The sequence below is a fragment of the Ruegeria sp. YKSF070 genome, from assembly GCF_059612725.1.
This window is the reverse complement of record NZ_JBXWRD010000008.1, coordinates 109098-133721: the sequence shown is the minus strand read 5'-3', so window position 1 is coordinate 133721 and position 24624 is coordinate 109098. Positions and strand designations below refer to the sequence as shown.

At 64.0% G+C, this 24624-nt stretch carries 24 protein-coding genes; 12 read left to right on the top strand and 12 right to left on the bottom strand.

Annotated features, from left to right (window positions below; all coding sequences use genetic code 11):
* Nucleotides 1-134: 134 nt before the first annotated feature.
* From pgi to zwf, 3 genes are read right to left on the bottom strand one after another with little or no spacing between them, the layout of a single operon-like run.
* Nucleotides 135-1754, bottom strand: a complete 1620-nt coding sequence (pgi, locus tag AC2FL1_RS06705; protein ID WP_496876377.1) for a glucose-6-phosphate isomerase — start codon at nucleotides 1752-1754, stop codon at nucleotides 135-137.
* 9 nt (nucleotides 1755-1763) lie between these two features.
* Complete coding sequence (gene pgl / locus AC2FL1_RS06700) at nucleotides 1764-2435, bottom strand: 6-phosphogluconolactonase (protein ID WP_496876376.1); 672 nt, start codon at nucleotides 2433-2435, stop codon at nucleotides 1764-1766.
* Complete coding sequence (gene zwf, locus AC2FL1_RS06695) at nucleotides 2432-3889, bottom strand: glucose-6-phosphate dehydrogenase (protein ID WP_496876375.1); 1458 nt, start codon at nucleotides 3887-3889, stop codon at nucleotides 2432-2434. Before zwf ends, pgl begins: the two co-directional genes overlap by 4 nt.
* A 158-nt stretch (nucleotides 3890-4047) precedes the next feature.
* Here zwf and AC2FL1_RS06690 point away from each other — a divergent pair, with 158 nt between their 5' ends.
* Nucleotides 4048-5001, top strand: a complete 954-nt coding sequence (locus AC2FL1_RS06690) for a radical SAM protein (RefSeq protein WP_496876374.1) — start codon at nucleotides 4048-4050, stop codon at nucleotides 4999-5001.
* Nucleotides 5002-5021: 20 nt separating this feature from the next.
* On the opposite strand, the gene AC2FL1_RS06685 is transcribed toward AC2FL1_RS06690, so the two are convergent.
* Nucleotides 5022-5291 carry an usg protein gene (locus tag AC2FL1_RS06685; RefSeq protein WP_496823699.1) on the bottom strand — a complete coding sequence of 90 codons (270 nt, stop codon included), beginning with the start codon at nucleotides 5289-5291 and terminating at the stop codon, nucleotides 5022-5024.
* Nucleotides 5292-5482: 191 nt separating this feature from the next.
* Between AC2FL1_RS06685 and gyrA the strand changes: the two genes are divergently transcribed.
* The gene (gene gyrA, locus AC2FL1_RS06680) at nucleotides 5483-8221 is read left to right on the top strand and encodes a DNA gyrase subunit A (protein ID WP_496876373.1); all 2739 of its coding nucleotides are present in this window, start codon (nucleotides 5483-5485) and stop codon (nucleotides 8219-8221) included.
* A 119-nt stretch (nucleotides 8222-8340) separates the two neighbouring features.
* Nucleotides 8341-8691, top strand: a complete 351-nt coding sequence (locus tag AC2FL1_RS06675) for a DUF6614 family protein (protein WP_496876372.1) — start codon at nucleotides 8341-8343, stop codon at nucleotides 8689-8691.
* Here AC2FL1_RS06675 and AC2FL1_RS06670 read toward each other — a convergent pair.
* The 4 genes from AC2FL1_RS06670 to AC2FL1_RS06655 all read right to left on the bottom strand — a co-directional run bounded on the left by AC2FL1_RS06670 (nucleotide 8688) and on the right by AC2FL1_RS06655 (nucleotide 12666).
* Nucleotides 8688-9152: an MAPEG family protein gene (locus AC2FL1_RS06670; protein WP_496876371.1), complete on the bottom strand. Its 465-nt coding sequence runs from the start codon at nucleotides 9150-9152 to the stop codon at nucleotides 8688-8690. The genes AC2FL1_RS06675 and AC2FL1_RS06670 overlap by 4 nt on opposite strands.
* Before the next feature lie 81 nt (nucleotides 9153-9233).
* A complete protein-coding gene (locus AC2FL1_RS06665; RefSeq protein WP_234136843.1) occupies nucleotides 9234-10703 on the bottom strand; it encodes a carboxypeptidase M32 in 1470 nt (489 codons plus the stop codon).
* A gap of 6 nt (nucleotides 10704-10709) precedes the next feature.
* Nucleotides 10710-11852, bottom strand: a complete 1143-nt coding sequence (gene ctaA, locus AC2FL1_RS06660; protein ID WP_496876370.1) for a heme A synthase — start codon at nucleotides 11850-11852, stop codon at nucleotides 10710-10712.
* Nucleotides 11853-11919: 67 nt separating this feature from the next.
* The gene (locus AC2FL1_RS06655; RefSeq protein ID WP_496876369.1) at nucleotides 11920-12666 is read right to left on the bottom strand and encodes an RNA methyltransferase; all 747 of its coding nucleotides are present in this window, start codon (nucleotides 12664-12666) and stop codon (nucleotides 11920-11922) included.
* Between the two features lie 235 nt (nucleotides 12667-12901).
* Here AC2FL1_RS06655 and AC2FL1_RS06650 point away from each other — a divergent pair, with 235 nt between their 5' ends.
* Nucleotides 12902-13522, top strand: coding sequence for a thiamine phosphate synthase (locus AC2FL1_RS06650; RefSeq protein ID WP_234136846.1), 621 nt, complete (start codon nucleotides 12902-12904; stop codon nucleotides 13520-13522).
* Nucleotides 13523-13531: 9 nt separating this feature from the next.
* On the opposite strand, the gene AC2FL1_RS06645 is transcribed toward AC2FL1_RS06650, so the two are convergent.
* On the bottom strand, nucleotides 13532-14671 hold the full coding sequence (locus tag AC2FL1_RS06645) for a HupE/UreJ family protein (protein WP_496876368.1): 1140 nt from the start codon (nucleotides 14669-14671) through the stop codon (nucleotides 13532-13534).
* Here AC2FL1_RS06645 and AC2FL1_RS06640 point away from each other — a divergent pair.
* From AC2FL1_RS06640 to AC2FL1_RS06615, 6 genes are all read left to right on the top strand, one after another.
* Nucleotides 14670-15470 (top strand): DUF4198 domain-containing protein, encoded by an 801-nt coding sequence (locus AC2FL1_RS06640; protein WP_496876367.1) that lies wholly within the window; start codon nucleotides 14670-14672, stop codon nucleotides 15468-15470. The two genes, AC2FL1_RS06645 and AC2FL1_RS06640, sit on opposite strands and share 2 nt — an antisense overlap.
* A 98-nt stretch (nucleotides 15471-15568) precedes the next feature.
* Nucleotides 15569-16372, top strand: a complete 804-nt coding sequence (locus AC2FL1_RS06635; RefSeq protein WP_496876366.1) for a glutathione S-transferase family protein — start codon at nucleotides 15569-15571, stop codon at nucleotides 16370-16372.
* A 54-nt stretch (nucleotides 16373-16426) separates the two neighbouring features.
* On the top strand, nucleotides 16427-17320 hold the full coding sequence (locus AC2FL1_RS06630) for a PfkB family carbohydrate kinase (protein WP_496876365.1): 894 nt from the start codon (nucleotides 16427-16429) through the stop codon (nucleotides 17318-17320).
* Nucleotides 17317-18231 (top strand): pseudouridine-5'-phosphate glycosidase, encoded by a 915-nt coding sequence (locus AC2FL1_RS06625; RefSeq protein ID WP_496876364.1) that lies wholly within the window; start codon nucleotides 17317-17319, stop codon nucleotides 18229-18231. The genes AC2FL1_RS06630 and AC2FL1_RS06625 overlap by 4 nt, the downstream gene beginning before the upstream one ends.
* Before the next feature lie 77 nt (nucleotides 18232-18308).
* Nucleotides 18309-18983 (top strand): DUF502 domain-containing protein, encoded by a 675-nt coding sequence (locus AC2FL1_RS06620; protein WP_496876363.1) that lies wholly within the window; start codon nucleotides 18309-18311, stop codon nucleotides 18981-18983.
* The gene (locus AC2FL1_RS06615; RefSeq protein WP_496876362.1) at nucleotides 18980-19486 is read left to right on the top strand and encodes a GNAT family N-acetyltransferase; all 507 of its coding nucleotides are present in this window, start codon (nucleotides 18980-18982) and stop codon (nucleotides 19484-19486) included. The genes AC2FL1_RS06620 and AC2FL1_RS06615 overlap by 4 nt, the downstream gene beginning before the upstream one ends.
* Here the strand turns inward: AC2FL1_RS06615 and AC2FL1_RS06610 are convergent.
* Both AC2FL1_RS06610 and AC2FL1_RS06605 read right to left on the bottom strand, forming a co-directional pair.
* Nucleotides 19483-20508 (bottom strand): patatin-like phospholipase family protein, encoded by a 1026-nt coding sequence (locus AC2FL1_RS06610; RefSeq protein WP_496876361.1) that lies wholly within the window; start codon nucleotides 20506-20508, stop codon nucleotides 19483-19485. The two genes, AC2FL1_RS06615 and AC2FL1_RS06610, sit on opposite strands and share 4 nt — an antisense overlap.
* A gap of 98 nt (nucleotides 20509-20606) precedes the next feature.
* Nucleotides 20607-21380: a 3-hydroxybutyrate dehydrogenase gene (locus AC2FL1_RS06605; protein ID WP_496876360.1), complete on the bottom strand. Its 774-nt coding sequence runs from the start codon at nucleotides 21378-21380 to the stop codon at nucleotides 20607-20609.
* A 405-nt stretch (nucleotides 21381-21785) separates the two neighbouring features.
* Between AC2FL1_RS06605 and AC2FL1_RS06600 the strand changes: the two genes are divergently transcribed.
* Nucleotides 21786-23600 carry an extracellular solute-binding protein gene (locus AC2FL1_RS06600; RefSeq protein WP_496876359.1) on the top strand — a complete coding sequence of 605 codons (1815 nt, stop codon included), beginning with the start codon at nucleotides 21786-21788 and terminating at the stop codon, nucleotides 23598-23600.
* Nucleotides 23601-23750: 150 nt separating this feature from the next.
* Nucleotides 23751-23975 carry a hypothetical protein gene (locus AC2FL1_RS06595; protein ID WP_496876358.1) on the top strand — a complete coding sequence of 75 codons (225 nt, stop codon included), beginning with the start codon at nucleotides 23751-23753 and terminating at the stop codon, nucleotides 23973-23975.
* Between the two features lie 8 nt (nucleotides 23976-23983).
* On the opposite strand, the gene AC2FL1_RS06590 is transcribed toward AC2FL1_RS06595, so the two are convergent.
* Nucleotides 23984-24607, bottom strand: coding sequence for a helix-turn-helix domain-containing protein (locus tag AC2FL1_RS06590; RefSeq protein WP_496876357.1), 624 nt, complete (start codon nucleotides 24605-24607; stop codon nucleotides 23984-23986).
* Between the last annotated feature and the right edge of the window lie 17 nt (nucleotides 24608-24624).

Below are 24624 nucleotides of genomic sequence, written 5' to 3'. Positions count from 1 at the left end.
GACGGCCGCACCCCGGCGCGACGTCACAAGCATCCTCATCGTGGCCGCGTCGACGCGACCCCGCCCAATGCCGAACCCTGCCAAGCAGCGGACCGGGTGACAATAACTTTGTGTTCGTTTGACGGGCCGGAACCCTACGTCAGCCCGGGGTCACGATGACGCAGAGCATAGGCCACCAGCGCGGCGGTCGACCCATCCTTGCCGGTGGCAGGTTCAGCTCCCTCGACAATGGGGCCCAGAGAGGTCGCCAGTTCCTTGCCCAGCTCAACCCCCCATTGATCGAACGAGTTGATGCCAAGGATCACGCCTTCGACAAACACCCGGTGTTCATAAAGCGCCACGATCCTGCCCAGCATGTCGGGCGTCAGTTGCGGATAGATCAGCGTGGTCGAAGGGCGGTTTCCCTCGAACACCCGATGACGGGCCTGGCGGTCGAGCTCGGCATCGTCATAGCCCCGGCCCGCGACGATGGCGCGTGCCTCGGACAGGGACCGGCCCCGCATCAGCGCTTCGGACTGGGCCAGGCAATTGGCCAGCAGGAGGCGGTGGTGGTGGTCCAGCTCCGGCTCGTGTCCGCGGGCGGCCACCATGAATTCACAAGGAACGACCTGACGCCCCTGATGGATCAGTTGATAGAATGCGTGCTGCCCATTGGTGCCCGGCTCGCCCCAGACGATGGGACCGGCGGCCTGATCCAGCGCGGTGCCGTCCATCGCAACCGATTTGCCGTTCGATTCCATTTCGAGTTGCTGGAAATAGGCCGGTAGACGTGCAAGCCGCTGGTCATAGGGCAGCACCGCGCGACTGGGATAACCGCAGACCTGATGATGCCAGATACCGGTCAAGGCCAGCATCACAGGCATGTTCTCGTGCCAGGGCGTGCTGCGGAAATGGTCGTCCATTGCCTGCCCACCGCGCAGAAAGGCGTCGAAATCGTCTGGGCCGATCGCAATCATCAGGCTCAGCCCGATCGGTCCCCACATCGAGTAGCGCCCGCCGACCCAGTCGGCGAAGCCAAAGACATGCGCGTCCGGGATGCCGAAATCGGCGGTTCTGTCCGTCGCACTGGAGAGCGCCGCGAATTGCCGTGCCGGGTCGCCGCCGCCGCGCTGCATCCAGTCGCGGGCAGTGCGGGCATTGGTCATCGTCTCGATGGTGGTGAAGGTCTTGGAGGCGACGATCACCAGAGTGCGCGTCGGATCCAGCCCCCGCAGCGTATCCGCGATATGAGCCCCATCCACGTTCGAGACGAAATGGCAGCGTGGCCCGTCGTGATAGGGTGCCAGCGCCAGCGTGGCCATCGCCGGTCCCAGATCGGAACCACCGATACCGATATTGACCACATCGGTAAAAGCCCCCCCTGCTCCGCTCAACCCTCCGTTTCGCACCGCATCGGTAAAGGCCCTCATCCGCGCCAGGGTCGCGCGCACTTCAGGCATCACGTCGCTGCCATCCACAAGGACCGGCCCGCCATCCAGATTGCGCAGTGCCGTATGCAACACCGCGCGGCCTTCGGTCTCGTTGATCGGTTTGCCCGAGAACATCGCCTCGCGGCGCGCGGCCAACCCGGCCCGCTCGCAGAGCGCGATCAGCGCGGCCCGGATATCCGCGTCGATCAGGGTCTTGGAGTAATCCAGTCGCATCTCGTTCAGATCGGCGCTGAACCGTTCGGCCCGGCTGGGATCCGCGGCGAAAAGATCGAGGATGCGGCGGCCCGACCGGTCAGCGTGAAGCGCGTTCAACTCTTGAAACATGGAAGAAACCTATTCCGCCCAATGGACAGTGATACTGTCCAAAACCGCCGCGATCGGCGCCTCTTCGGGATGCATCGACATGGCCCGCTCAAGTGCGTTGCGCTTGGCGGCGCCATAGATGATCAGGTGCTTTGACAGCGCCCCGTTCAGCACCGGGGCGGTCAACGTGATCCGGGCCTCGGGCTGGGTTTCAGGCCGGGCGACAGCCAGAGTCGGCGCGTCCCCATCCAGCGCTGCCTCAAGCCCCGGCATACCGGGAAAGAGCGAGGCAGTGTGCATGTCCTCGCCCATGCCCAGCACCAGTACCGACAGCGGCAGCGCCGGGGTCAGCAGCGTCTCGATCTCGGCCAGACAATCCTCGGGCTCGGCGCCGGGCAGGTAAAGCGGCAGATAGCTGGCGCTGGCGGCGCGGTTGACCAGCAACTGCTGCGCGATCAGCCGGGCATTGGCGCGCGGATGGTCCTGCGGCACGCAGCGCTCATCGGTCGGCAGCACCATGACTCGGTGCCAGTCCAGATCGGCGGCGCAGAGCACGTCGAAGACCGGGCCGGGCGTGGTGCCGCCCGCCACTGCCAGCGTGGCGCGGTCATGGGTCAGCAGTGTCGCCTCCAACTCTCCGGCCAGGTGGTTGGCGAGGTCGATAGCGAGCATTTCGCGGTCGGGATAGTCTTGGATATTCATGGGTTTATCCCCTGCCAGCGGCGACCGTCGCGTCTCATCAGCAGCTCGGCGTCGCCGGGGCCGGTGCTGCCGCAATCATAGGGTTTGGGCACATCGCCACGGGCCTGCCAGCCCGCAATGATCGGGTCGGTCCAGGCCCAGGCGGCCTCGACCTCGTCGCCGCGCATGAAAAGGGTCTGGTTGCCCCGGATCACATCCATGATCAGCCGTTCATATGCATCGGGCGGGTTCTGGTTCTCGGGCCCCAGCGCCTTGGCGAAACTCATGTCCAGAGGCACCTCGACCAGCCGCATGCCGCCCGGTCCAGGCTCTTTGATCGTCACCTTCAGCGTGATGCCCTCGTTGGGTTGCAGCCGGATCGACAACACATTGGCATGTCGCCCAGCCTCTTCGCCAAAGATCGAATGGGGCGCGTCCTTGAACATCACGTTGATGACCGAGGACCGCGCCACCAACCGTTTGCCCGTACGCAGGTAGAACGGCGTCCCCGCCCATCGCCAGTTGCTGATATGGGCGCGCAGCGCGATATAGCTTTCTGTGATCGAGCGCGGATCGCCCACTTCATCGCGATAGCCCTGCCCGGCACCGCCCACCGGCACCGCATATTGACCGCGCACGATATGGTGCGGCTTTACCGGGTCCAGTGCCCGGATCACCTTGAGCTTTTCATCGCGCACCGCGTCTGGGTCGAACTTGGCCGGCGGTTCCATGGCGATCAGGCACAACAGTTGCATCAGGTGATTCTGCATCATGTCGCGCATGGCGCCGGCCCGGTCGTAGTAATCGGCCCGGCCGCCAACGCCCACGGTCTCGGCCACGGTGATCTGGATATGGTCGACATACTGGCTGTTCCAGAGCGGTTCGAACAGCATGTTGCCAAAGCGCACTGCCATCAGGTTCTGTACCGTCTCCTTGCCCAGGTAATGGTCGATCCGATAGATCTGGCGTTCATGGAAATGCGCGGCCAGCGTGGCGTTCAGCGCACGGGCGCTGGCCAGATCGTGACCAAAGGGTTTCTCGACCACGATGCGGGTATCCTGGCTGACCAGTCCGTGCTGATGCAGCCGTTCAGTCAGCGCACCAAAAAGACCCGGCCCGACCGAGAAATAGAAGGCACGAACGCCCTGCCCCAATGCCGCGGCCAGCCCGTCCCAGCCCTCCGGTCGGGTGGCATCCAGCGCCATGTAGTCGAGCCGGGCCAGAAACCGGTTGAGCGCATCGGGCGATTGCACCGCCTCGGGCCACAGCTCGCGCAGACCCTGCGCGATCAGGGCGCGATAGGCCTCGGCGTCCATGTCCTGACGCGCGACGCCGATGATACGGGTGCCCTCGGGCATCTGCCCCGCAACCGAGCGCCGGAACAGCGCCGGCAGGATCTTGCGGCGGGCAAGATCACCGGTGCCGCCAAAAACGACCAGATCGAAAGGTTCTACCGGGATGATGCGCGATACCATGGCTGCTCCTTACCGTTTTGCCGGGGTTCTGTCCACTGTTAGCGCAAACAATTCGAACCTCTCCCGGCATCACAAGCCCGTCAAACCATCTGATCCCGCTTTCTTTTCCCGCTACATTGCTGCTAGATCAAGCCAATATGCAGGCACAGGCAGGATTGATGAAGGATCACGCGCAACAGACCGCCAATATCGGCAAGTTTCAGGACAGTTTCGTGACAGCGGACGGCCAGCAACGGGCCAGCGTGGCCCTGAGCCGACCCGAGACGCTGTGGTTCAACACGGGCACCCTGTGCAATATCGAATGCGCCAATTGCTATATCCTGTCGAGCCCGAAAAACGACGCGCTGGTCTATATGACCACCGATGAGGTCACCGGTTATCTGGACCAGATCAAGGCGCGCGGTTGGCCGATACGAGAGATCGGGTTCACCGGTGGTGAACCTTTCATGAATCCCCAGATCATCGGCATGGCGCGGGCGGCGCTGGAACGCGAGTTCGAGGTGCTGATCCTGACCAATGCGATGCGCCCCATGATGCGCAAGCCGATGCGGCAGGGGGTGGCGGCGCTGGTGCGCGACTTCGGTGACAGGCTGACCCTGCGGGTCTCGGTCGATCATTACAGCGCACAATTTCACGACGCCGAACGCGGGCCGGGCAGCTTCGCAAGGACGCTGGCCGGGATGGTCTGGCTGCGCGATGCCGGTGCGCGAATGACCGTGGCCGGGCGCACCGTCTGGGGAGAGAGCGAGGCAGAGGCGCGTGCGGGATATGCCGCGCTCTATGCCGAACACGGGTTTTCCATTGACGCCGCCGATCCCGGCCAGACCGTGCTGTTCCCCGAGATGGACGAACGGGTCGAAGTGCCTGAGATCACCACTGCCTGCTGGGAAATCCTTGGCAAATCGCCTGAAACGGTTATGTGCGCCAGTTCGCGCATGGTGGTGAAACGCAAGGGTGCGGCGCATCCTGTGGTGCTGGCCTGCACCCTGTTGCCCTATGTCCCTGAATTCGAACTGGGCGAGACCCTGGCCGAGGCCGAACGCCCGGTGCAGCTGAACCACCCCCATTGCGCCAAGTTTTGCGTTCTGGGCGGAGCCAGCTGCTCGGCCTGAGGGTCGGGCGGAGTATCGGTTCAGTGCAGCCGGAACTCGCCCACCACGTTGCGCCACTCGCCCGGCGAAATCATCTTGCGGTGAGTGAAACGCACCGAATGCAGCGGGCCGTCGATTTCGCGCTGCCAGAACTCGATGAAGCCGAACAGCCTGGGATGGTCCGGCGCAAGGTCGTAATCCTGCCAGACAAAGGTATTCAGCACATGGATATGGTCCGGCATGTGATAGAAGAATTCCGCCGTGGTCAGCCCATACCCCTTCAGCATCAGCTCGGTTTCTGTTGCGCTCATTTTGAACCTCCAGTTACCCCCGGTTCAGTCAGGATGCCTGATTCTAATAATAAATCCATAAAAACAGTATGTTGGCACTGTGGCGCCGTGGCTACCAGCCTAATTTCGCTCTATGCATTGCACCTTATGTACGGGGTCTGTTAAGATGCGCCCACAATATATAGAACCTGCACAAGAAACGGGCAGTTTACGTGAGCGATACGCCAGAAACCCCTGAAAACGAAGACGAAACCCCCATCGCGCGCAGCGCCTATGTGGGGCCGACCGTTTCCATCGAATCCGAGATGCGGACCTCGTATCTCGACTATGCGATGTCGGTCATCGTCAGCCGTGCCATCCCCGATCTGCGCGACGGGCTGAAACCGGTGCATCGGCGAATCCTCTATGCCATGCACGAGACCGGCAACGGCCATGACAAGCCCTATCGCAAATCGGCGCGTCCGGTGGGCGATGTGATGGGTAAATACCACCCGCATGGCGACTCGGCGATCTATGACGCGCTGGTGCGGATGGCGCAGGATTTCTCGATGTCGCTGCCGCTTCTGGACGGTCAGGGCAACTTCGGCTCGATGGACGGCGATAACCCCGCCGCCATGCGTTATACCGAAGTGCGGATGGACAAGCCCGCCGCCTTTCTGCTGAGCGATATCGACAAGGAAACCGTCGATTTCCAGGACAACTACGATGGCAAGGACCGTGAACCCACGGTGCTGCCGGCGCGCTTCCCCAACATGCTGGTCAACGGCGCCGGCGGCATCGCCGTCGGCATGGCAACGAACATCCCGCCCCACAACCTGGGCGAGGTGGTGGATGCCACCCTGGCGCTGATCGACGATCCGGACCTGACCAGCGAGCAGCTGATCGACTATGTACCGGGCCCCGATTTCCCCACCGGAGGCGTGATGCTGGGCCGCTCGGGTGCGCGCAAGGCCTATCTGGAGGGGCGCGGCAGCGTCATCATCCGCGCCAAGACCCGCGTCGAAGAGCTGCGGAAGGACCGCTATGCCATCATCGTGGACGAGATCCCCTATCAGGTGAACAAGGCCGCGATGATCGAAAAGATCGCCGAGGCGGTGCGCGAGAAGCGTATCGAAGGCGTCGCCCATGTACAGGACGAAAGCGACCGCAACGGCGTGCGCGTGGTGGTGGAACTCAAACGCGACGCGACGCCCGAGGTGGTTCTGAACCAGCTCTACCGCTTCTCACCGATGCAGACCTCGTTTGGCTGCAACATGCTGGCGCTTAATGGCGGCCGGCCCGAACAGCTGACCCTGCGCCGCTTTCTCACCTGTTTCATCGACTTCCGCGAGGAAGTGGTCGCCCGCCGTACCGCCTATGAGCTGCGCAAGGCGCGCGAACGCAGCCATATCCTGTGCGGCCTGGCGGTTGCGGTGTCGAATGTCGACGAGGTGGTCGCCACCATCCGTTCGTCTGCCGATGCCGCGGACGCGCGCGAGAAACTGATGACGCGGCGCTGGCCCGCCGCCGAGATCGCCGGATACCTGCGATTGATCGACGATCCTCTGTCCAAGATGAACGAGGACGGCACCTATAACCTGACCGAGGTGCAGGCCCGCGCCATCCTTGACCTGCGCTTGCAGCGCCTGACCCAACTGGGGGTCAAGGAAGTTACCGACGAGCTTGAGGTTCTTGCTGGCAAGATCAAGGAATACCTTGAGATTCTGGGGTCGCGCGAGCGGATCATGGGGATCATCGCCGACGAGCTGCGCGAAGTGCGCGAGCAATTCGCGGTGCCCCGCCGCACCGAGATCGTCGACTGGGCCGGCGATATGGACGACGAGGACCTGATCGAGCGCGAGGACATGGTGGTGACCGTGACCTCGGGCGGCTATATCAAGCGTACCCCGCTGGCCGATTTCCGCGCCCAGAAACGCGGCGGCAAGGGTCTGAGCGGCATGCAGACCAAGGAAGAGGACGTGGTCACCACCCTCTTCGTGGCCAACACGCATACGCAACTCTTGTTCTTTACCACCGACGGCATGGTCTACAAGCTCAAGACCTGGCGCCTGCCGCAATCGGGGCGCACCGGCAAGGGTAAGGCCATCGTCAACATCCTGCCGATCCCGACCGGGGTTTCAATCGCCGCGATCATGCCGGTCGATGTGCCGGACGAGGAATGGGAAAACCTGCAAATCGTGTTTGCAACCACTGGCGGAGACGTGCGCCGAAACCGGCTGTCGGATTTCACCAATGTGCGCCGCAATGGCAAGATCGCGATGAAATTGCCCGAAGACGGGTCCATTCGCCTGGTCAATGCGCGCATCTGCTCCGAAGACGATGACGTGTTGCTGGTGACCAACTCGGGTCGGGCGATCCGCTTCCGGTCCACCGATGTACGCGTTTTCAACTCGCGTGAATCCACCGGTGTGCGCGGGATTAGGCTGGTGAATGAAGGCGATGAGGTCGTTTCCATGTCCGTCATCCGCCACTTCAGCGCCGAACCGTGGGAGCGCAATGCCTTCATCAAACGGTTCCGGGGCGAACTGGGCAACGATGTGACCGAGGACGACGCCAGCGATGACGCCGAGGGCGAAGCCGCAGAAGGCACCCTGTCCGAGGAACGCTATCAAGAGATGCTGGCCGCCAACGATCTGCTGGTGACCATCAACCGCGCGGGCATCGGCAATCTGACCTCGGCCCATGATTACCGCGTCAGCGGGCGCGGTGGCCAGGGGGTCGGCGCGATGCGGGGCGGCGCCATTGTCGCCACCTTCCCGGTCGAGCTTGAGGACCAGATCATGCTGGCCACCTCCAAGGGCCAGTCGATCCGCTGTCCGGTCAAAGGCATCTCTTTCCGCTCGCGCGGTGCCGGAGGTGTCCGGGTCTTCAACACCGGCAAGGGTGAAGAGGTCGTCAGCGTCGCCTGGATCGCCGAGCGCGACGACGAAGAAGAGGACGGCGCAGAGTAACCACGCCGGGCGAGATGGAAAAGGGCGCGGGAAACCGCGCCTTTTCTTTTGCGTTTTAACCTGTTGGCAAGTGCTTATGCGGCAATCTGGCCCGAACGGTCACACAGGACGTTCCGGCCATGAACCTCTACCATTGCGCAATCGACCTGAAACACGAGGCCAAGGCCCTGGCCTTTGCCGCGGCACTTGACCATTGGATGCAGTATCTCAAGGCACGCGGTGTGGTGCACGACTGGCGGCTGTTGCGGCGCAAGCTGAACCTGGCCGCCGACAGCTGCCGCGATTTCCTGCTCGAGATCGAGTTTGACGACATGAGCCAGCTCGATCGTGCCTTTCGGGTGCTGGGCGAGCATGACGAAGAGGTCGAGCGTCTCTATGGCGCGGTAACGGCCCTGATCGCCCGGTCCGACTTCGGCCTCTACCGCCCCTTCCCCGATCCCGAGCGGGCCGAGCGCATGGCGCTGCTTTAGAAAAGCAATGCCCCGAGAACATATAGCGCCATGAAGATCACGATCAGGGATCCGATGGTGTAAAACGTCGCCCGGATATCGTGGGTCTGTTTCGTCGCATAGGCCACAGCATGCGCGGCACGCGCCGCGACGAAACCGTACATAAGCACCTGCGCCAGCCACAAGGGTGGTTCCACCATGACCATCAGAAAGCCCGCCATCCAGAAACCGGGAATATTCTCCAGATCGTTGCGATGCATCCGGCGCGACCGATCGACATAGTCGTCAATCTCCAGTTGCTCGGGACGCGGGTTCGGGTTCAGCGGCGTCTTGCGCAGATCTTCGGGACTGACGAAACCGCCATCCTTTCGCATCATGCGAAAGACGGTCATCCAGCCCTGCCCCATGATCTTGAGCACCATCAGAGCGGACGCAATCGCAAAGGTCACGAAAACCGGGTTCTCCAACGTCAGATGGTCCAAGATCGCACCTCTTTTTCCACATCCTATCACGAACCAGAATGGTGTTCACCCTGGCTGGGGTCACCCGAATTTCGTGACGGCTCAAAGCCCGTAAAGCGCGCTGAACTTGGCCTCGAGATAGTCGAGCAGAGGCTCGGGCCCCGGCTCCATACCGCTGGCCCGCGCGATCACCTCGCGCGGTGCATAAAGCCCGCCATGACGCTGCACCCGATCTGCCAGCCAGCCGGTCGCAGCCGTCGTCTCGCCCTGTGCCAGGTCCGTCTCCAGCCCCGGAACCGCCTGACGCAGCGCCTGATAGAGACAGCCGGCATAGACATTGCCCAACGCATAGGTCGGAAAATAGCCGAACAGGCCAACCGACCAGTGCACATCCTGCAAACACCCGTTCGAGGGCTTGTCCACCTGATAGCCGAAATCGGCGGCAAAGCGGTCGTTCCAGGCGGCCTCCAGATCGTCGACCGTCAGATCTCCCGCCATCAGCGCCCGCTCAAGATCGAAGCGCAACATGATATGCAGGTTATACTGCACCTCGTCCGCCTCGGTGCGGATATAGCCGCGATGCACCGTGTTGACGGCGGCATAGAACGCGTCCTGATCCGCAATCCCGAAATCGCCAAACGCCTCGCGCATCTGGCCAAACAGCCAACCGGTATAGGCGCGGCTGCGGCCCAGCTGGTTCTCGTAGATCCGGCTCTGGCTTTCATGCACGCCCATCGACACGCCGCGCCCCAGCGGGGTCAGCAGATAGGCGCGGTCGATATTCTGTTCATAGGCCGCGTGGCCCACCTCGTGAATGGTCGAGTAGAAACAGTTGAACGGATCGGCCGGATTGGTCCGCGTGGTGATCCGCACATCGAGACCGGAACCGGAACTGAACGGATGCACCGCCTTGTCGACCCGGCCATGCGCCATGTCATAGCCAAAGCTGCGCGCCAATTGCCGGCTGAGCTTCATCTGAGCGCTTTCGTCGAACTGCCCCTCCAGCCGTTGTGGCATCGGACGGTCCAGCACCGCCGAACGGAGCGCCACCAGGCGCGGGCGCATGGTGTCAAAGGTCTCGGCGATCTGGGCCGCACTGGTGGCGGGCTCATATTCCTCCAGCAGCGCGTCATAGAGATCGCCGCCCTGGGCCAGCGCCTGCCCCTCTTCGCGGCGCAGCGCAACGACCTCCTTCAGCACGGGCAGAAACGCCGCCACGTCCTCGGTCGCCCGCGCCTCGGCCCAGATGCCTTGCGCCCGCGCCGTGGTGCGGGCCAGCGCGCGGGCCAGATCGGCGGGCACGCGCGCGGTCCGATCAAAGCTGCGCCGGATCTCGCGCAGCTGCGCGGCGCCGGCCTCGTCCGGCGCCGCGGCCGCCGCCAGCCAGTCGCCCACCTGCGGGTCGGTGCGACGGGCATGCAGCACACCGGCGATGGCGGCGCTTTCCTCGGCCCGTTGCGGCGCCGCACCGCGCGGCATCATTGTTTCCTGATCCCAGCCCAGCCGCCCGGCGATCTGGTCCAGCGCCGCCGTCTCGCGGGCATGCGCCATCAACTGTTCGAATGCGCTCATGATGTCTTATCCCCGGATAGAGGTTGCAATCGGATAGGCGCAGAGGAACCGCGCCCGCAGGATCAGCACAAAAACCCCAACCGCCAGCAACTGGTGCAGGATGGCGATCTGCCAGGGCGCGGCATATAGGACGGTGACGATGCCCAGCACCACCTGCAGGCCCAACGCTGCAAAGCCTGCGTTGAAGGCAAAACGGGTTTGCGCATGCGCGCTGCGGCGCCCACGCAGCCAGGCCATCACCCCGTAGGCCAGCAGCAGATAGCCGACGATACGGTGGATGAACTGCACCAGACCTGGGTTTTCAAAGAAGTTGCGCCAGACTGGGCTCAGCTCCAACGGGTCGGGCGGGATCACCTGCCCCGCCATCAGCGGCCAGTCGACATAGTTGCGCCCGGCATCGAGGCCCGCCACCAGCGCGCCGATCAGGATTTGCAGGAATGCAAGATGCAGCCAGCCCGTGGCCAGACCGAACAGCCGCGCCTCCTTGGCACGGCGGGCCTGCATCAGATCGCGCTCGCTGCGCCCCAGTTGCAGGATGTACCAGGTCAATAGGCCCAGAATGACAAAGGCCAGTCCCAGATGCGTGGCCAGCCGGTAGGACGCGACCGAGGTCATGCCCTCGCCCTGGGTCACGCCCGAGGCGACCATCCACCAGCCGACCGCGCCCTGCACCCCGCCCAGCACGCCGGGCAAGACCAGCCGTCCGGTCCAGCCAGTGGGGATCTTGCGCGCGATCAAAAAGCCGAAGAACCCCAGCGCCCAGACCAGTCCGATCACCCGGCCCAGCTGCCGGTGCCCCCATTCCCACCAGTAGATCGACTTGAAATCGGCCAGTTCCATCCACTGGTTCTGCAAGCGCCACTGGTCGATCTGCTTGTACTTGTCGAATTCCGCCTGCCAGTCGGCCTCGCTCAGCGGCGGCACAGCCCCCGTGACCGGGCGCCATTCGGTGATCGACAGCCCGCTATCAGTCAGCCGGGTCAGCCCGCCCACCACGATCATCGCCACCACCAGTGCAAAGAGCACCGCCAGCCAGGCCCGGATCGCGCCGCGCGCGCCGCCCCGTCCCCGGTCGATCATGCCGGGCTGCGCCGCCGCCGCCCGCGTTCCGTCCGAGACCTCTTCAAAGATGCTGCGCTTGCCGCTCATGCCATCCTCATTCCTGTCGCTTTGACTGCAAGCTAGGCCTCGGGCGCGCCAAGGTCCAGCACCCGGCTCAGCCGCGTTCCTTCCAGCGGACCATCTGCCGCATGATCCCGTGCAGCATCTGCACATCCGCGCGGGTCAGCCGCATCCGGCTCCACAGGTTGCGCAGGTTCTGCTGCATGCCTTCGGCCTTTTCGGGAGGAAAGAAGAAGCCCGCCTCGTCCAGCCGATGCTCGTAATGCTCGGCCAGCTTCTCGATCTCCAGACCGGTGGCCCACTCGCCCTTGGGGCCGGGCGCGTCTGACAGATGCACCACGTCCCCGGTCTGGCGCATCCACTCATAGGCCACCAGCAAAACGCATTGGCCAAGGTTCAACGAGGCATAATCGGGGTTCACCGGCACGGTGATGATCGCATTGGCGCGCGAAATATCATCGTTTTCCAGCCCGGCCCGTTCCGGCCCGAACAGCACCGCCACCTTCTCTCCCGCCGCCAGTTTCTCGGCGGCCAGCTGCATGGCGCGCTCGGGGCTGAACACCGGCTTGGTCATCTCGCGCGGACGCGCGGTGGTGGCAAAGACATAGGTGCAATCCGCCAGCGCGCCCGGCAGATCGTCATAAAGCTGCGCCTCGTCCAGCAGCCGCCCCGCACCCGAGGACATGGCCACCGCCCGGCTGTTGGGCCAGCCATCGCGCGGCGCCACGATGCGCATCCGGTCCAGACCGAAATTCCACATCGCCCGCGCGGCGGCACCGATATTCTCTCCCATCTGCGGCCGCACAAGCACGATTGCGGGCTGCGCCTTGTCGCTGGGCATGTCTCACCTCCGAATGTTGTGCCCGCTCTAGCGCCCGGCGACCTGATGGACAAGCCCGCCCCTGCCCTTCATTCCGCACCAAATACTCCGGGGGACAGAACAAAATTCGACGAATTTTGTTCGCCCCGGGGGCAGAGCCCCCGGAAACCAGCCCTTGACCAGAAGCCCCTTCGCCATATTCCCATTCGCCGTTCGATCGGCTAAACGGCAGCAACTCCAGACCAGAGGTCCCGCCATGGAAACCCCCGAACAGCCGCAGCTTTACCTGATCACCCCGCCCAGCATCGACCTCGACCTCTTTCCCGACCAATTGGCGCGTGTCCTCGATGGGGCCGAGATCGCCTGCATCCGACTGGCCCTGGCCAGCCGGGACGAGGATCTGCTGTCGCGCGCGGCGGATGCCTGCCGCGAGGTTGCCCATGCGCGCGATATCGCGCTGGTGATTGCCGATCACGTGCTGCTGGCCCAGCGGCTGGGGCTGGATGGGGTGCATCTGTCCGATGCCGCCCGCTCGGTCCGCAGCGCCCGCAAGGAACTGGGCGCAGATGCCATTGTCGGCAGTTTCTGCGGCACCTCGCGGCATGACGGGATGAACGCGGGCGAGGCCGGGGCCGATTACGTGGCCTTTGGCCCGGTGGGCGCGCATGGGCTCGATGACGGCAGTGTGGTCGACCCCGAACTCTTTGAATGGTGGTCGGCGGTGATCGAGGTTCCGGTGGTCGCCGAGGGCGGGCTGACGCCCGAGATGGTGCGCAGCCTGGCCGCGCAGACCGATTTCTTTGGTATCGGCGACGAGATCTGGGGCGCTGAGGATCCGCTCGCCGCGCTCAAGACACTGACGGCGGCGATGGGCTGACATGCGGGCTCAGGCCAGCAGCGTCCGTTCCACCACCCAATAGGCGCCGATCATCGCGATCAGCATCGAGGCCGGGATCGCGATGCGGCCCCGGTACCAGCGCCGGTTGCGAAACCACAGGCCGACGCTCAGGAACGCGGCGGCGATCACCGCCAGCTGGCCCAGCTCGACCCCGATGTTGAAACCCAAGAGTGCCGGCAGGAACTGACCGGCGGGCAGGCCGAATTCCTCCAGCACGCCGGCAAAACCCAGCCCGTGCAGCAGACCGAAGCCAAAGACCATCACCGGACGCCAGGCATGCAGGCGGCGCACCAGGATGTTTTCCAGCGCGACAAATGTGATTGAGGCGGCGATCAGCGGCTCGACAATCGCCGGTTCCACCCGGATCGTCCCCGTCGCCCCCAGCGCCAGCGTCAGCGTATGTGCCAGCGTAAAGGCGCTGATCTGCCACAGCAGCGGCCGTAGTCGCGGCGACAGGAAAAACAGGCCCAAGACAAACAGGATATGATCCAGCCCCTTGGGCAGGATATGGGTGAAGCCCACCGGAATGTAGGCCTGAAAGGTCTCGAGCGGCCCCAGCGCCGCACCGCCCGCCAGCGGGATAGGCGGGCTGCTTTCACCGCCTTGAAGGTAGCCGGTATAGGGATCGTCGACCCCCTGCTGGCGCAACACCAGCGCGCCCGCTCCACTGGGCCAGGTCAGTGTCAGGCTGGCCGCGCCAGCGGGCAGATAAGCGGTGAGAAGCAGGTGCGAGACACGTGGCAGGTCGGGATTGCCGACTACCGGAATGCGCGCACCTTCATAGGACAGTTCCAGCGGCACGCCACCGGCGCTGATACGCAACCGCTCCTTCCAGGCGACGGCGAAATCCCGCACCTTCGGCTCCAACTCGGCCGCGCCCATGGCACGCAGCTGGTCATAACTGTCCGACCCATCAGAATCGTCGGTATCGCCCAGCCCATCCAGGTCGATCCCGGCCAGAAAAGCTTCGACATTCAGACGCAGATCAAGGATGACTGTCTCATTTTCGACCCGCAGATCGGCAACCGTGGGCGTGACCTCATGGGCGCTGGCCTCCTCTGTAAGCGGGCTTGACAGCAGCGCCACAAGCGCCAGCTTGAACAGCACCGCCAAAAAGGCTCCGCCCATGTTCCGCATCCTTGTCCCTCTCCTCTGCCTCATGTTTGTTGCCCGGGTCGGGCTTGCTCATGAGTTTTGGATCGAACCCCATGAATATCAAGTGGAAACCGGAGCTGAACTGGTGGCCGACCTGCGCGTGGGAGAGCGGTTCGAGGGCGCCGCGCAAGTTTTCTTTCCCGACCGCGCCCCCCGATCCGAGATCCGGGTCGGCGGCGAAATCAGACCCTATGCAGGGAGAATGGGCGATGTTCCGGCGATCGGGCTGGTGGCCGACACGCCCGGCCTGTGGGTGCTGGTGCACGAGACCAGCCCCAGCAGCGTGAAATACAAGGAATGGCAGAAATTCGCGGATTTCGCCGCCCATAAGGACATCCCCGACATCAAGGCCCGGCACGAGGCGCGCGGCCTGCCGCCGGTCGATTTCTTCGAGACCTATACCCGCCACGTCAAGGCGCTGGTCGGGGTTGGCGCCGCGGAGGGCAAAGATGGCGAAACCGGGATGGAGACCGAATTCGTCGCGCTCACCAACCCCTACACCGACGATCTTTCAGACGGCATGCAGGTGCTGCTGCTCTATCAGGGTCAGCCACGCCCGGATGCGCAGGTCGAGATATTCGCACGCGCGCCCGATGGCGCTGTCACCGTGGATCTCGCCCGCACCGATGCGACGGGGCACGCCACCCTGCCCGTCTTGCCCGGATACAACTATCTGCTCGATGCGGTGGTCCTGCGCCCCGCGCCCGAAGGGGAACGCGCGGTCTGGCAATCGCTCTGGGCCGGGCTCAGCTTTGCGGTGCCCGTACGCTGACAGGCGCGCTACGCTTGAACGGCCGTTTCTCCTGTGCATTCTTGGATCGGAGAGATTTCGTTGACCCGGTATTCACCCAAGCCTCAGGAGCGGCCACCTTGTCCAGCAAGTTCATCATCCATCACATTCCAGTCTGCCCATTTTCACAACGGATCGAGATACTTCTTGCCCTGCGAGGTCTGACCGATGCGGTCGAGTTCCGCGTTGTCGACATCACCCGACCACGTGATCCCGAGCTTTTGACGAAGACCCGCGGAACCACTGCCCTGCCGGTGCTGGAAACGCCGGACGGCAAGATCATCAAGGAAAGCCTCGTCATTCTGCGCTATCTCGACGAGGTTCTGCCCGGCGCGCCCTTGCGGCGCCGCGATCCGGCGGAACATGCGATCGAATCCATGCTGATCGCCAAGGAGGGCGCGTTTGTCACCGCGGGATATCTCTACGTGATGAATCAGGACCGATCACAGCGCGCGGCGCATCTGGACCGGCTGCTGGGCCTCTATCGCGGCCTCGATGATTTTCTTGTCGAACACAATCCCAAAGGCACATGGCTGTTTGATGCGTTCGGACTGGCCGAGGCGGTTTTCGCTCCGATCTTCAAACGGTTCTGGTTCCTGGATTATTACGAGGATTTCACGCTGCCCGACGATCCGGCCTATGACCGGGTGCGCGTCTGGCGCGAGGCCTGCATGGCGCATCCCGCTACCGATCAGGTGAGCGAGGAAGAGATCGTGAAGCTTTACTACGATTACGCGCTTGGCGCCGGGAACGGCGCGTTGGTCGAGGGGCGCACGGTGTCGAGTTTCGCCTTCGAACCGGACTGGCGGTCACGGCCATGGCCTCCGCGCGACAAATATGATGGCACCGCCTCGGACGCGGCACTTGGCCTCGTATCCGCCTGAGCGGGATGTGCAAGCCCGCTTGCACCTGCCTGCGCCCTGCGGCATGAGGGCAGAATGACCCAATCCTCGGATATCCTCTGCATCGGCTCGGTCCTGTGGGACGTGATCGGACGCTCGGCCAGCCATATGCGGCAGGGCTCGGACGTGCCGGGCCGCATCACCCGCCTGCCCGGTGGCGTCGCCATGAACATCGCCATGACGCTGGCGCGCTTCGGCATGCGCCCCACCCTGCTCACCGCCATCGGCCGCGATGCCGAGGGGGACGAGCTGATCCGTGCCTGTACCCAGATGGGCATGAACACCGATCACGTCTATCGCTCGGAGGACCTGCCCACCGACCGTTACATGGCGGTCGAGGGCGCCAACGGGCTGATCGCCGCCATTGCCGATGCCCATTCTCTCGAGGCGGCGGGTGCCAAGATCCTGCGCCCGATACTGGACGGGCCGCTGGGCAATGCCGCCGCACCCCATGCCGGGCCGGTGGCGCTGGATGGCAACCTGACCCTGTCGCTGCTGGAAGAGATCGCACACAGCCCCGCCTTTGCCCGCGCCGACCTGCGCGTGGCCCCGGCTTCGCCCGGCAAGGCCGAGCGGTTGCTGCCCTTTGTGCGTCAGGGTCGTGCCACGCTCTATGTCAATCTCGAGGAGGCGGGCCTGCTCTGCCAGACCGAGTTCACCGACTCCGCCAGCGCCGCCCAAACCCTGCTTGAGCGCGGCGCCCAGCGGGTTCTGGTCACCGATGGCGGACGCTCGGCCAGCGAGGGCGACGCCAACCGCCTGATCACCCAGACCCCGCCCGCCGTTCTGGTCACCCGCGTGACCGGCGCGGGCGACACGTTCATGGCGGCCCATATCGCCGCCGAGGCGCAGGGCGCCGACCGCGACAGCGCTCTGTCGCGCGCGCTGCATGCCGCCGCAACCTATGTATCCGGAGAGACCCCCCTGTGATCGACCTGCACCTGTCCGCCGAGGTTCACGCCGCCCGTGTCGCGGGCACCCCTATCGTGGCGCTGGAAAGCACCATCATCACCCATGGCATGCCCTATCCGCAGAATGTCGAGACCGCCCGCGCAGTCGAACAGGACATCCGCGACGCCGGCGCGGTGCCCGCCACCATCGCGGTGATCGAGGGGCGGCTGCATGTGGGGCTGGAACCCGATCAGCTAGATACGCTGGGTCAGGCGCAGGGGGTGGCGAAACTCTCGCGCGCCGACATGGCCGCCTGTATCGCCACCGGCGGCACCGGCGCCACCACCGTGGCCGCCACCATGATCGCCGCCCGCTTTGCCGGGATCGAGGTGTTTGCCACCGGCGGCATCGGTGGCGTGCACAAGGGGGCCGAGCACAGCTTTGACATCTCGGCAGACTTGCATGAACTGGCGCAGACACCGGTCACCGTTGTTGCCGCCGGGGCCAAGGCCATTCTCGACCTGCCCAAGACGCTTGAGGTTCTGGAAACCCTGGGCGTGCCGGTGATCGCCTTCGGGCAGGACAGCTTTCCCGCCTTCTGGTCGGCCACCTCGGACCTGCCCGCGCCGCTCAGGATGGATGACAGCGTCAGCATAGCCCGCGCCCATGCCACCCGCCGCGCGCTGGGCCTGCCGGGCGGCCAACTGGTCGCCAATCCGATCCCGACTGTCGACCAGATCGCTGCCGAGGATCTGGCCCCGGTCATCGCCGAGGCGCAGGCCCAAGCCGATGCGCAGGGCATTTCCGGCAAGGCGGTCACCCCCTTCCTGCTGCAGGCGATCTTCGAGGCAACCGGGGGCCGCTCGCTGACGGCGAATATCGCGCTGGTGCGCAACAATGCGCGCCTGGCCGCGAAAATCGCCCGGGATCTGATCGCGCTGGGCGGCTGAGGGCGGTTTCCTCACCCCCCCATTGCGGGCGCGCGGCGGAATGACTACGTTCGCCCACAAACGCGCGGACGGACCCGATGAACACACCCTTTGACGAAGAACCTCACCACGTGAAACCGCGCCGCTTTGCCGGGCTGCGCGCCTCGTTCCTGACCGGCATCGTGGTGATCGCACCGGTCAGCCTGACCATCTGGCTGTTCTGGTCCGTGGTCGGCTGGGTCGACAGTTTCGTTCTGCCGCTGGTGCCGCATCAATTCCGCCCCGAACAGTATATCGGCATCAACCTGCGCGGTGTCGGGGTCATCTTCCTGCTGGTCTTCACCATTCTGGTGGGCTGGATCGCCAAGGGTATCATCGGCCGCTCGCTGATCCAGTATGCCGAGGGGCTGGTCGACCGGATGCCCGTGGTGCGCTCGGTCTATTCCGGGATCAAGCAAATCTCGGAGACGGTGTTTGCCCAGACCGAACGCAGTTTCGAACAGGCCTGCCTGATCCAGTATCCACGCCGGGGCATCTGGGCCATCGGCTTCGTCTCGACCACCGCCAAGGGCGAGATCGCCGAAAAGGCCGAGACCGGCGGCCGGTTGATGAGCGTGTTTGTCCCCACCACGCCCAACCCGACCTCGGGCTTTCTGCTCTATTTCCCCGAAGAGGACGTGATCATCCTCGACATGACGGTCGAGGACGCGGCCAAGCTGGTGATCTCGGCGGGCCTTGTCTATCCCAACGACAAGCAAAAGAGCGACGAGTGAGCGTCATTCGCGCCGCCCGGCCCGAAGACGCCGCCCCGCTGGCGGCGCTCTCGATCGAGGTCTGGCTGGCCACCTATGTCAAACACGGTGTGCGGGCGGATTATGCCGACTATGTCCTGACCACCTTCACCCCCACCGCCATGGAGGCGCTGATCGCCGCCTCCGACAGCACGGTGCTGGTGGCCGATTGCGCCGAGGGGATCGGCGGCTACCTCCATCTCAGGTATGACAGCCCGGCCCCGGCGGGCAATGCCCAAGTCGAGATCGACAAGCTCTATGTGCAACCACGCCATCAGGCCGCCGGGCTGGGCCCCGCGCTGTTGCGGGCCGGGCTGGCGGGGTTGCCTCCCGGCACGTTTGCCTGGCTGATGGCCAGCTCCGACAATGACCGTGCGTTGCGGTTCTACCGCGCACGTGGATTTGCCCATGTGGGCGACACCCATTTCCGGCTGAACGATAACGCCTATCTGAACCATGTGTTCCAGATCGAGGCCGGGGCCTAGCCGAACATCGCCTCCATATCGACAGTCGAGCGCTGGCCCAAGTCGTCCTTATGGGCATCCAGAAACGAATCCGCCGCCGTCCGGCCCGCCTGTTTCAGCCGATCCAGGATCTGGGGCAGCGGCACCACTTTGGTTGCCACCGACAGGCTGTTCATCAGCGCGTCATCGGCGATCATGTGAACCAGGACCCGGCTCATCCGGCCCCGCTCCAGCGTGCCATCCTCCAGCAGGCGCTGCACGAAGTGGATCGCCCGCAACTCGCGCAACAGGGACGAGTTGAAGCTGATCTCGTTGATCCGGTTCTGGATCTGCTGCGGCGTGACCGGCAGCGCGTCGCGCTCCAGCGGGTTGATGTTGACGATCACCACATCGTCGGGCAGGTCGCGGTTGAAGAGCGGAAACAGCGCCGGATTGCCGGTATAGCCGCCATCCCAATAGGCCTCGCGCCGCCCGGTCTCGGGATCGTCGATCTCGATCGCCTGAAACAGGGTCGGAAGGCAGGCCGAGGCGAGGATGGCGTCGGTGCTGATCTCTTCCTCGGCAAAAACCCGGATCTTGCCGGTGCGCACACGGGTGGCGCAGATGTAGAGCTTTGGCCCCTCATGAGCGCAGACATTGGCGAAATCCAGCGCCTCGACCACCGGGCGCAGCGGGTTGCCGTAGAATGGCCCATAGGCATAGGGCGACACCAGCCGCGACCATGTTTCGGCCAGGGCAAAGGGGGCGGAATATTCCAGCATCCGGGCCAGCTGCGCCGGATCCCCGGCCCCCAGCCAGCCGCTGATCCGGTCGTCGTTGACCGCGCCCATGCGTCGCCAGACCCGGTCAAGTGCTGCGCGGGCGCCCTCTCGCCCTCCGGCCACCATGCCGGCCTTGAAGGCGGCCCCGTTCAGCGCCCCGGCCGAGGTTCCGGTGATCGCCGCCACCTCGACATCCGCCTCGTCCAGCAAGCGGTCGAGCACGCCCCAGGTGAAAGCGCCATGTGCACCGCCGCCCTGCAAGGCCAGATTGATCCGACGCACCGCGATCCCCTCTTCATTTCGCTACAAATACTCCGGGGGGAGGCAACAAAATTCTGCGAATTTTGTGCCGGGGGGCAGAGGCCCCCTCCGCCCTCGGCTCAAAGTGCGGTCCAGCCGCCATCGACACTGATCGTGGTGCCGGTGATCTGGGCCGCCGCATCGGAACACAGGAACACGGCGGAGCCGCCCAATTGTTCGACAGTGGCAAATTCCTTGGACGGCTGCCGCTCCAGCATGACCTTCTTGATCACGTCCTCGCGGCTCATCCCGTATTTCTCCATCGTGTCGGGGATCTGCGCCTCGACCAGCGGGGTCAGCACATAGCCGGGGCAGATGGCGTTGCAGGTGATCGGCTCCTGCGCGGTTTCCAGCGCCACGGTCTTGGTCATGCCAACCACCCCATGCTTGGCGGCCACATAAGCCGCCTTGAAGGGCGAGGCGGTCAGGCCATGGGCCGAGGCGATGTTGACGATCCGGCCCCAGCCCGCCTCGCGCATCATCGGCAGTGCGGCGGCCATTGTGTGAAAGGCCGAATTCATGTTGATCGCGATGATGGCATCCCATTTTTCCTGCGGGAACTCGTCGATCGGCGCCACATGCTGGATACCGGCATTATTGATCAGGATGTCGCAGCGCCCGGCCTGCGCGATCAGCGCCCGGCACTCCGCTCCCCTGGACATGTCGGCTTTGACGTAGCGGGCGGCCACGCCGAATTCATCGGCGAGACCTGCGGCCAAGGCGTGATCCTCGTCGCGGTCGGTGAAGGAGTTCAGAACCACATCGGCTCCCGCCCGGGCCAGTTCACGGGCAATCCCCAGGCCGATGCCTGAATTCGATCCGGTAACGATAGCGGTCTTGCCGTTCAGCGACATGTCTTTCCCTCTCTGAAACAGGTTCTGTCGCGCAACACCCTGCCATGCTGCACCTGCAAAGAAAACGGGTATTTCCGGGGGCGGTGAGAGAAAGGGGGGCGGAGCCCCCCGCCACAAAATTCGTAGAATTTTGTCACCTCCCCCCGAAGTATTTCGGGCGAAGTGAAGTGCGCATGGCTGTGCGGGTTTTTGCTGCTGCGCTATCTGAGCTGCCCAAAAAAAACGCCCGCACAAGGCGGGCGTTAAGTTATTGAGGCAGGTTTCATACAGGCAAGAAACCTATCGAGCAGTGACCCCTTTATAAGCAATTCCGCGCCCGCATCCAAGCTAAAAGTTTGAAAAGACGTGAAACCATCGTTAGAGTGAGGGTCAAGAAAATAAGGCCCGAGCAGGATTGTTGCGCAAGTGCGACCAGATTATTTCCGACAGTTCCGCCTGCTGACGGCGGGAATCGCCTTTCTATTGGGCACCAGTTTAGCCAATGCAGAATCACGTCATGCCATAGCTATGTATGGTGAGCCTGCCTTGCCACCGGATTTTGTGTCCCTGCCCTATGCCAACCCGGACGCGCCCAAGGGCGGGCGCGTAGTGTTCGGCAACACCGGCGGCTTTGACAGCCTCAATCCTTTTGCCCAGAAAGGCACCTTTCCCTGGCAGATGCCCTTCTGGTCGTATGAGAGCCTGATGGGCCGGTCTTGGGACGAACCCTTCACGCTTTACGGTCTTTTGGCCGAATCGGTCGAAGTGCCGCCGGACCGCGCATGGGTCGAATTCACCCTGCGAGAAGAGGCCCGATTCTCGGATGGCAGCCCGGTCACGGTCGAGGATGTGATCTGGTCCTACCGGACTTTGGGCACCGAGGGGCATCTGCGCTATCGCGGTTTCTGGTCGCGCATCGCCCATATCGAAGCCACCGGGCCGCGCAGCGTTCGGATCACCTTCGCCGATGACGACCGCGAACTGGCCATGCTGGCCGGTCTGCGCCCGATCCTGCAAAAGGCCCAGTGGCAGGGGCGCAGCCTGGCCGAGGGCAGCATCCACGACATCCCCATCGGCACCGGCCCTTATGTGGTCTCGACTTATGAGCCGGGGCGCTACGTGAGCTTTGCCCGCAATCCCGACTATTGGGGCGCCGATCTCGGCTTTCGCCGCGGCACGATGAATTTCGACGAGATGCGGATCGACTTCTTCGGCGACGGCACGGTGCTGATGGAGGCATTCAAGGCCGGCGAACTGAGTGCCATTCGCGAGTTCAACGCCCAGAAATGGGACAGCGCCTATGATTTCCCGGCCGCCCAGCGTGGCGATGTGATCAAGACCGAGATCGCCCATGGCAAACCTTCGGGGATGACCGGTTTCGTGATCAACACCCGGCGCGCACCCTTCGATGACTGGCGCCTGCGCGAGGCGCTGCTGTTGGCCTTCAACTTCGAATTCATCAACGACACGGTGACCGGTGGGGTGATGCCGCGCATCACCTCGTATTTCTCGGGCACCGATCTGGCCTATCGGCCCGGTCCCGCCAGCGGGCGCGAGGCCGAGTTGCTGGCCCCCTTTGCCGCGGATCTGCCGCCCGGCACGCTCGAAGGCTATGCCCTGCCCCAGGGCGATGGCACCGCGCGCAACCGCGCCAATCTGCGCCGTGCCGCGCAATTGCTGGAACAGGCCGGGTTCCGCATCGAGCAGGGTCAGCTGCTGGGGCCAGACGATGCGCCGCTGGCGCTGCGGTTTCTGCTGCGCCAGGGCGACAGCGACATGCAGACGGTGCTCGAGATCTATACCCGCGCGCTGGAGCGGCTGGGCATCTCGGCCCAGATCGAAAAGGTGGACAACGCCCAATATACCGCCCGCGTGGCCGAGCTGGATTTCGACCTGACCCCTTTCCGCCGTGACCTGTCGCTGTCGCCCGGTAACGAGCAAAGGCTCTATTGGGGCTCGCAAAGCGCGGGTCAGCCGGGCAGCCGCAACCTGATGGGCGCGGCTTCTCCCGCCATCGACGCCATGATCGACGCCATGCTCGCGGCCACCACGCAGGAGGAGATGACCGAGGCAACCCGCGCGCTGGATCGGGTCTTAACCGCTGGACGCTATGTGATCCCGATCTGGCGCTTCGATGTGGGACGCATCGCCCATATCAGGCAGCTGCGCTTTCCGCCCAATCCACCGATCTATGGCGACGGGCCGCAATACATGCCGGATGTCTGGTGGTATCAGGACTGATCCGACGGCACTCGCCAAAGGTGTGACTCCAGCAAATATTCGCCCAAATGTCGTGCGGCGTTTTGCCCGGTGCTTGCAAAGCTGTTACATTTCTAGGCTGAGACAAGGGAGGAGCGTTTCCGTCAACCACCCACGAAGGAATGCTCAGCGATGTTGACCTGGACCGACCTGACACAGGATTGGGCAAGCGCCTTTGCCCGGGCAAAGCGCCGGTTTCCCAATCTGGATTATAGTGACATGCCGTTCCTGAAGCTCGACCGCGGCCGGTTCGAAGCCTATCTGGCCGACCGCCACAACCTGACCCTGTCAGAAGCGCGCGAGGAGCTGGAGGATTTTCTCTATGTCGAAACGCTCAGCCGCGAGCTTGATGACTAGGCGTTGCCTCAGGTCAGCGATGTGACCCACAGGATGGTGGCGTCCTCGTCACTGACCGACACCACGTTATGGCCCATCGAGGCATCGTAATAGGCGCTGTCGCCCCGGCGCATCTCGATCGGTTCGTAGAATTCGGTATAAAGCCGGATCACCCCGGTCAGCACATACAGGAACTCTTCGCCGTCATGGCGGACCCAACCGTCGAATTCCTCCATCGCGCGGGCGCGAACGCGGGCGCGATAAGGCAGCATCTGTTTCTTGGTCAGGCTGTCGGCCAGCAGTTCGTGCTCATAGGTGGCGGTGGCATGGCCCGCGCCCGAACCCGATTTGGTCACCGTCATCCGCCCGTTCACCTGTCCCTTTTGCGGCGGGGTGAACAGCTGGGGCACCGAGATCTGCAGCCCCACCGCCAGCTTCTTGAGCGCCTCATAGGTGGGCGACATCTGGCCGTTCTCGATCTTGCTCAGCGTCGAGCGGGCCAGCCCCGCCTGGCTGGCCGCCTGTTCCAGCGTCCAGTCTCGGGCCTTGCGCAGCTCGCGCACGCGCGCGCCCAGATCCAGCGGTTCGGCCTCGGCCTCGGCGCCGTTTTCACGGGCGATACGGATCAGGGATGACGGGTCGCGCTTGGTCATGACCGGTCTATAGGCGC

Coding starts and splice junctions, on each gene's coding strand:
- pgi (WP_496876377.1), bottom strand. CDS start 1,754: ATGTTTCAAGAGTTGAACGCGCTTCACGCTGACCGGTCGGGCCGCCGC.
- pgl (WP_496876376.1), bottom strand. CDS start 2,435: ATGAATATCCAAGACTATCCCGACCGCGAAATGCTCGCTATCGACCTC.
- zwf (WP_496876375.1), bottom strand. CDS start 3,889: ATGGTATCGCGCATCATCCCGGTAGAACCTTTCGATCTGGTCGTTTTT.
- AC2FL1_RS06690 (WP_496876374.1), top strand. CDS start 4,048: ATGAAGGATCACGCGCAACAGACCGCCAATATCGGCAAGTTTCAGGAC.
- AC2FL1_RS06685 (WP_496823699.1), bottom strand. CDS start 5,291: ATGAGCGCAACAGAAACCGAGCTGATGCTGAAGGGGTATGGGCTGACC.
- AC2FL1_RS06675 (WP_496876372.1), top strand. CDS start 8,341: ATGAACCTCTACCATTGCGCAATCGACCTGAAACACGAGGCCAAGGCC.
- AC2FL1_RS06665 (WP_234136843.1), bottom strand. CDS start 10,703: ATGAGCGCATTCGAACAGTTGATGGCGCATGCCCGCGAGACGGCGGCG.
- ctaA (WP_496876370.1), bottom strand. CDS start 11,852: ATGAGCGGCAAGCGCAGCATCTTTGAAGAGGTCTCGGACGGAACGCGG.
- AC2FL1_RS06655 (WP_496876369.1), bottom strand. CDS start 12,666: ATGCCCAGCGACAAGGCGCAGCCCGCAATCGTGCTTGTGCGGCCGCAG.
- AC2FL1_RS06650 (WP_234136846.1), top strand. CDS start 12,902: ATGGAAACCCCCGAACAGCCGCAGCTTTACCTGATCACCCCGCCCAGC.
- AC2FL1_RS06640 (WP_496876367.1), top strand. CDS start 14,670: ATGTTCCGCATCCTTGTCCCTCTCCTCTGCCTCATGTTTGTTGCCCGG.
- AC2FL1_RS06645 (WP_496876368.1), bottom strand. CDS start 14,671: ATGGGCGGAGCCTTTTTGGCGGTGCTGTTCAAGCTGGCGCTTGTGGCG.
- AC2FL1_RS06630 (WP_496876365.1), top strand. CDS start 16,427: ATGACCCAATCCTCGGATATCCTCTGCATCGGCTCGGTCCTGTGGGAC.
- AC2FL1_RS06620 (WP_496876363.1), top strand. CDS start 18,309: ATGAACACACCCTTTGACGAAGAACCTCACCACGTGAAACCGCGCCGC.
- AC2FL1_RS06605 (WP_496876360.1), bottom strand. CDS start 21,380: ATGTCGCTGAACGGCAAGACCGCTATCGTTACCGGATCGAATTCAGGC.
- AC2FL1_RS06595 (WP_496876358.1), top strand. CDS start 23,751: ATGTTGACCTGGACCGACCTGACACAGGATTGGGCAAGCGCCTTTGCC.
- AC2FL1_RS06590 (WP_496876357.1), bottom strand. CDS start 24,607: ATGACCAAGCGCGACCCGTCATCCCTGATCCGTATCGCCCGTGAAAAC.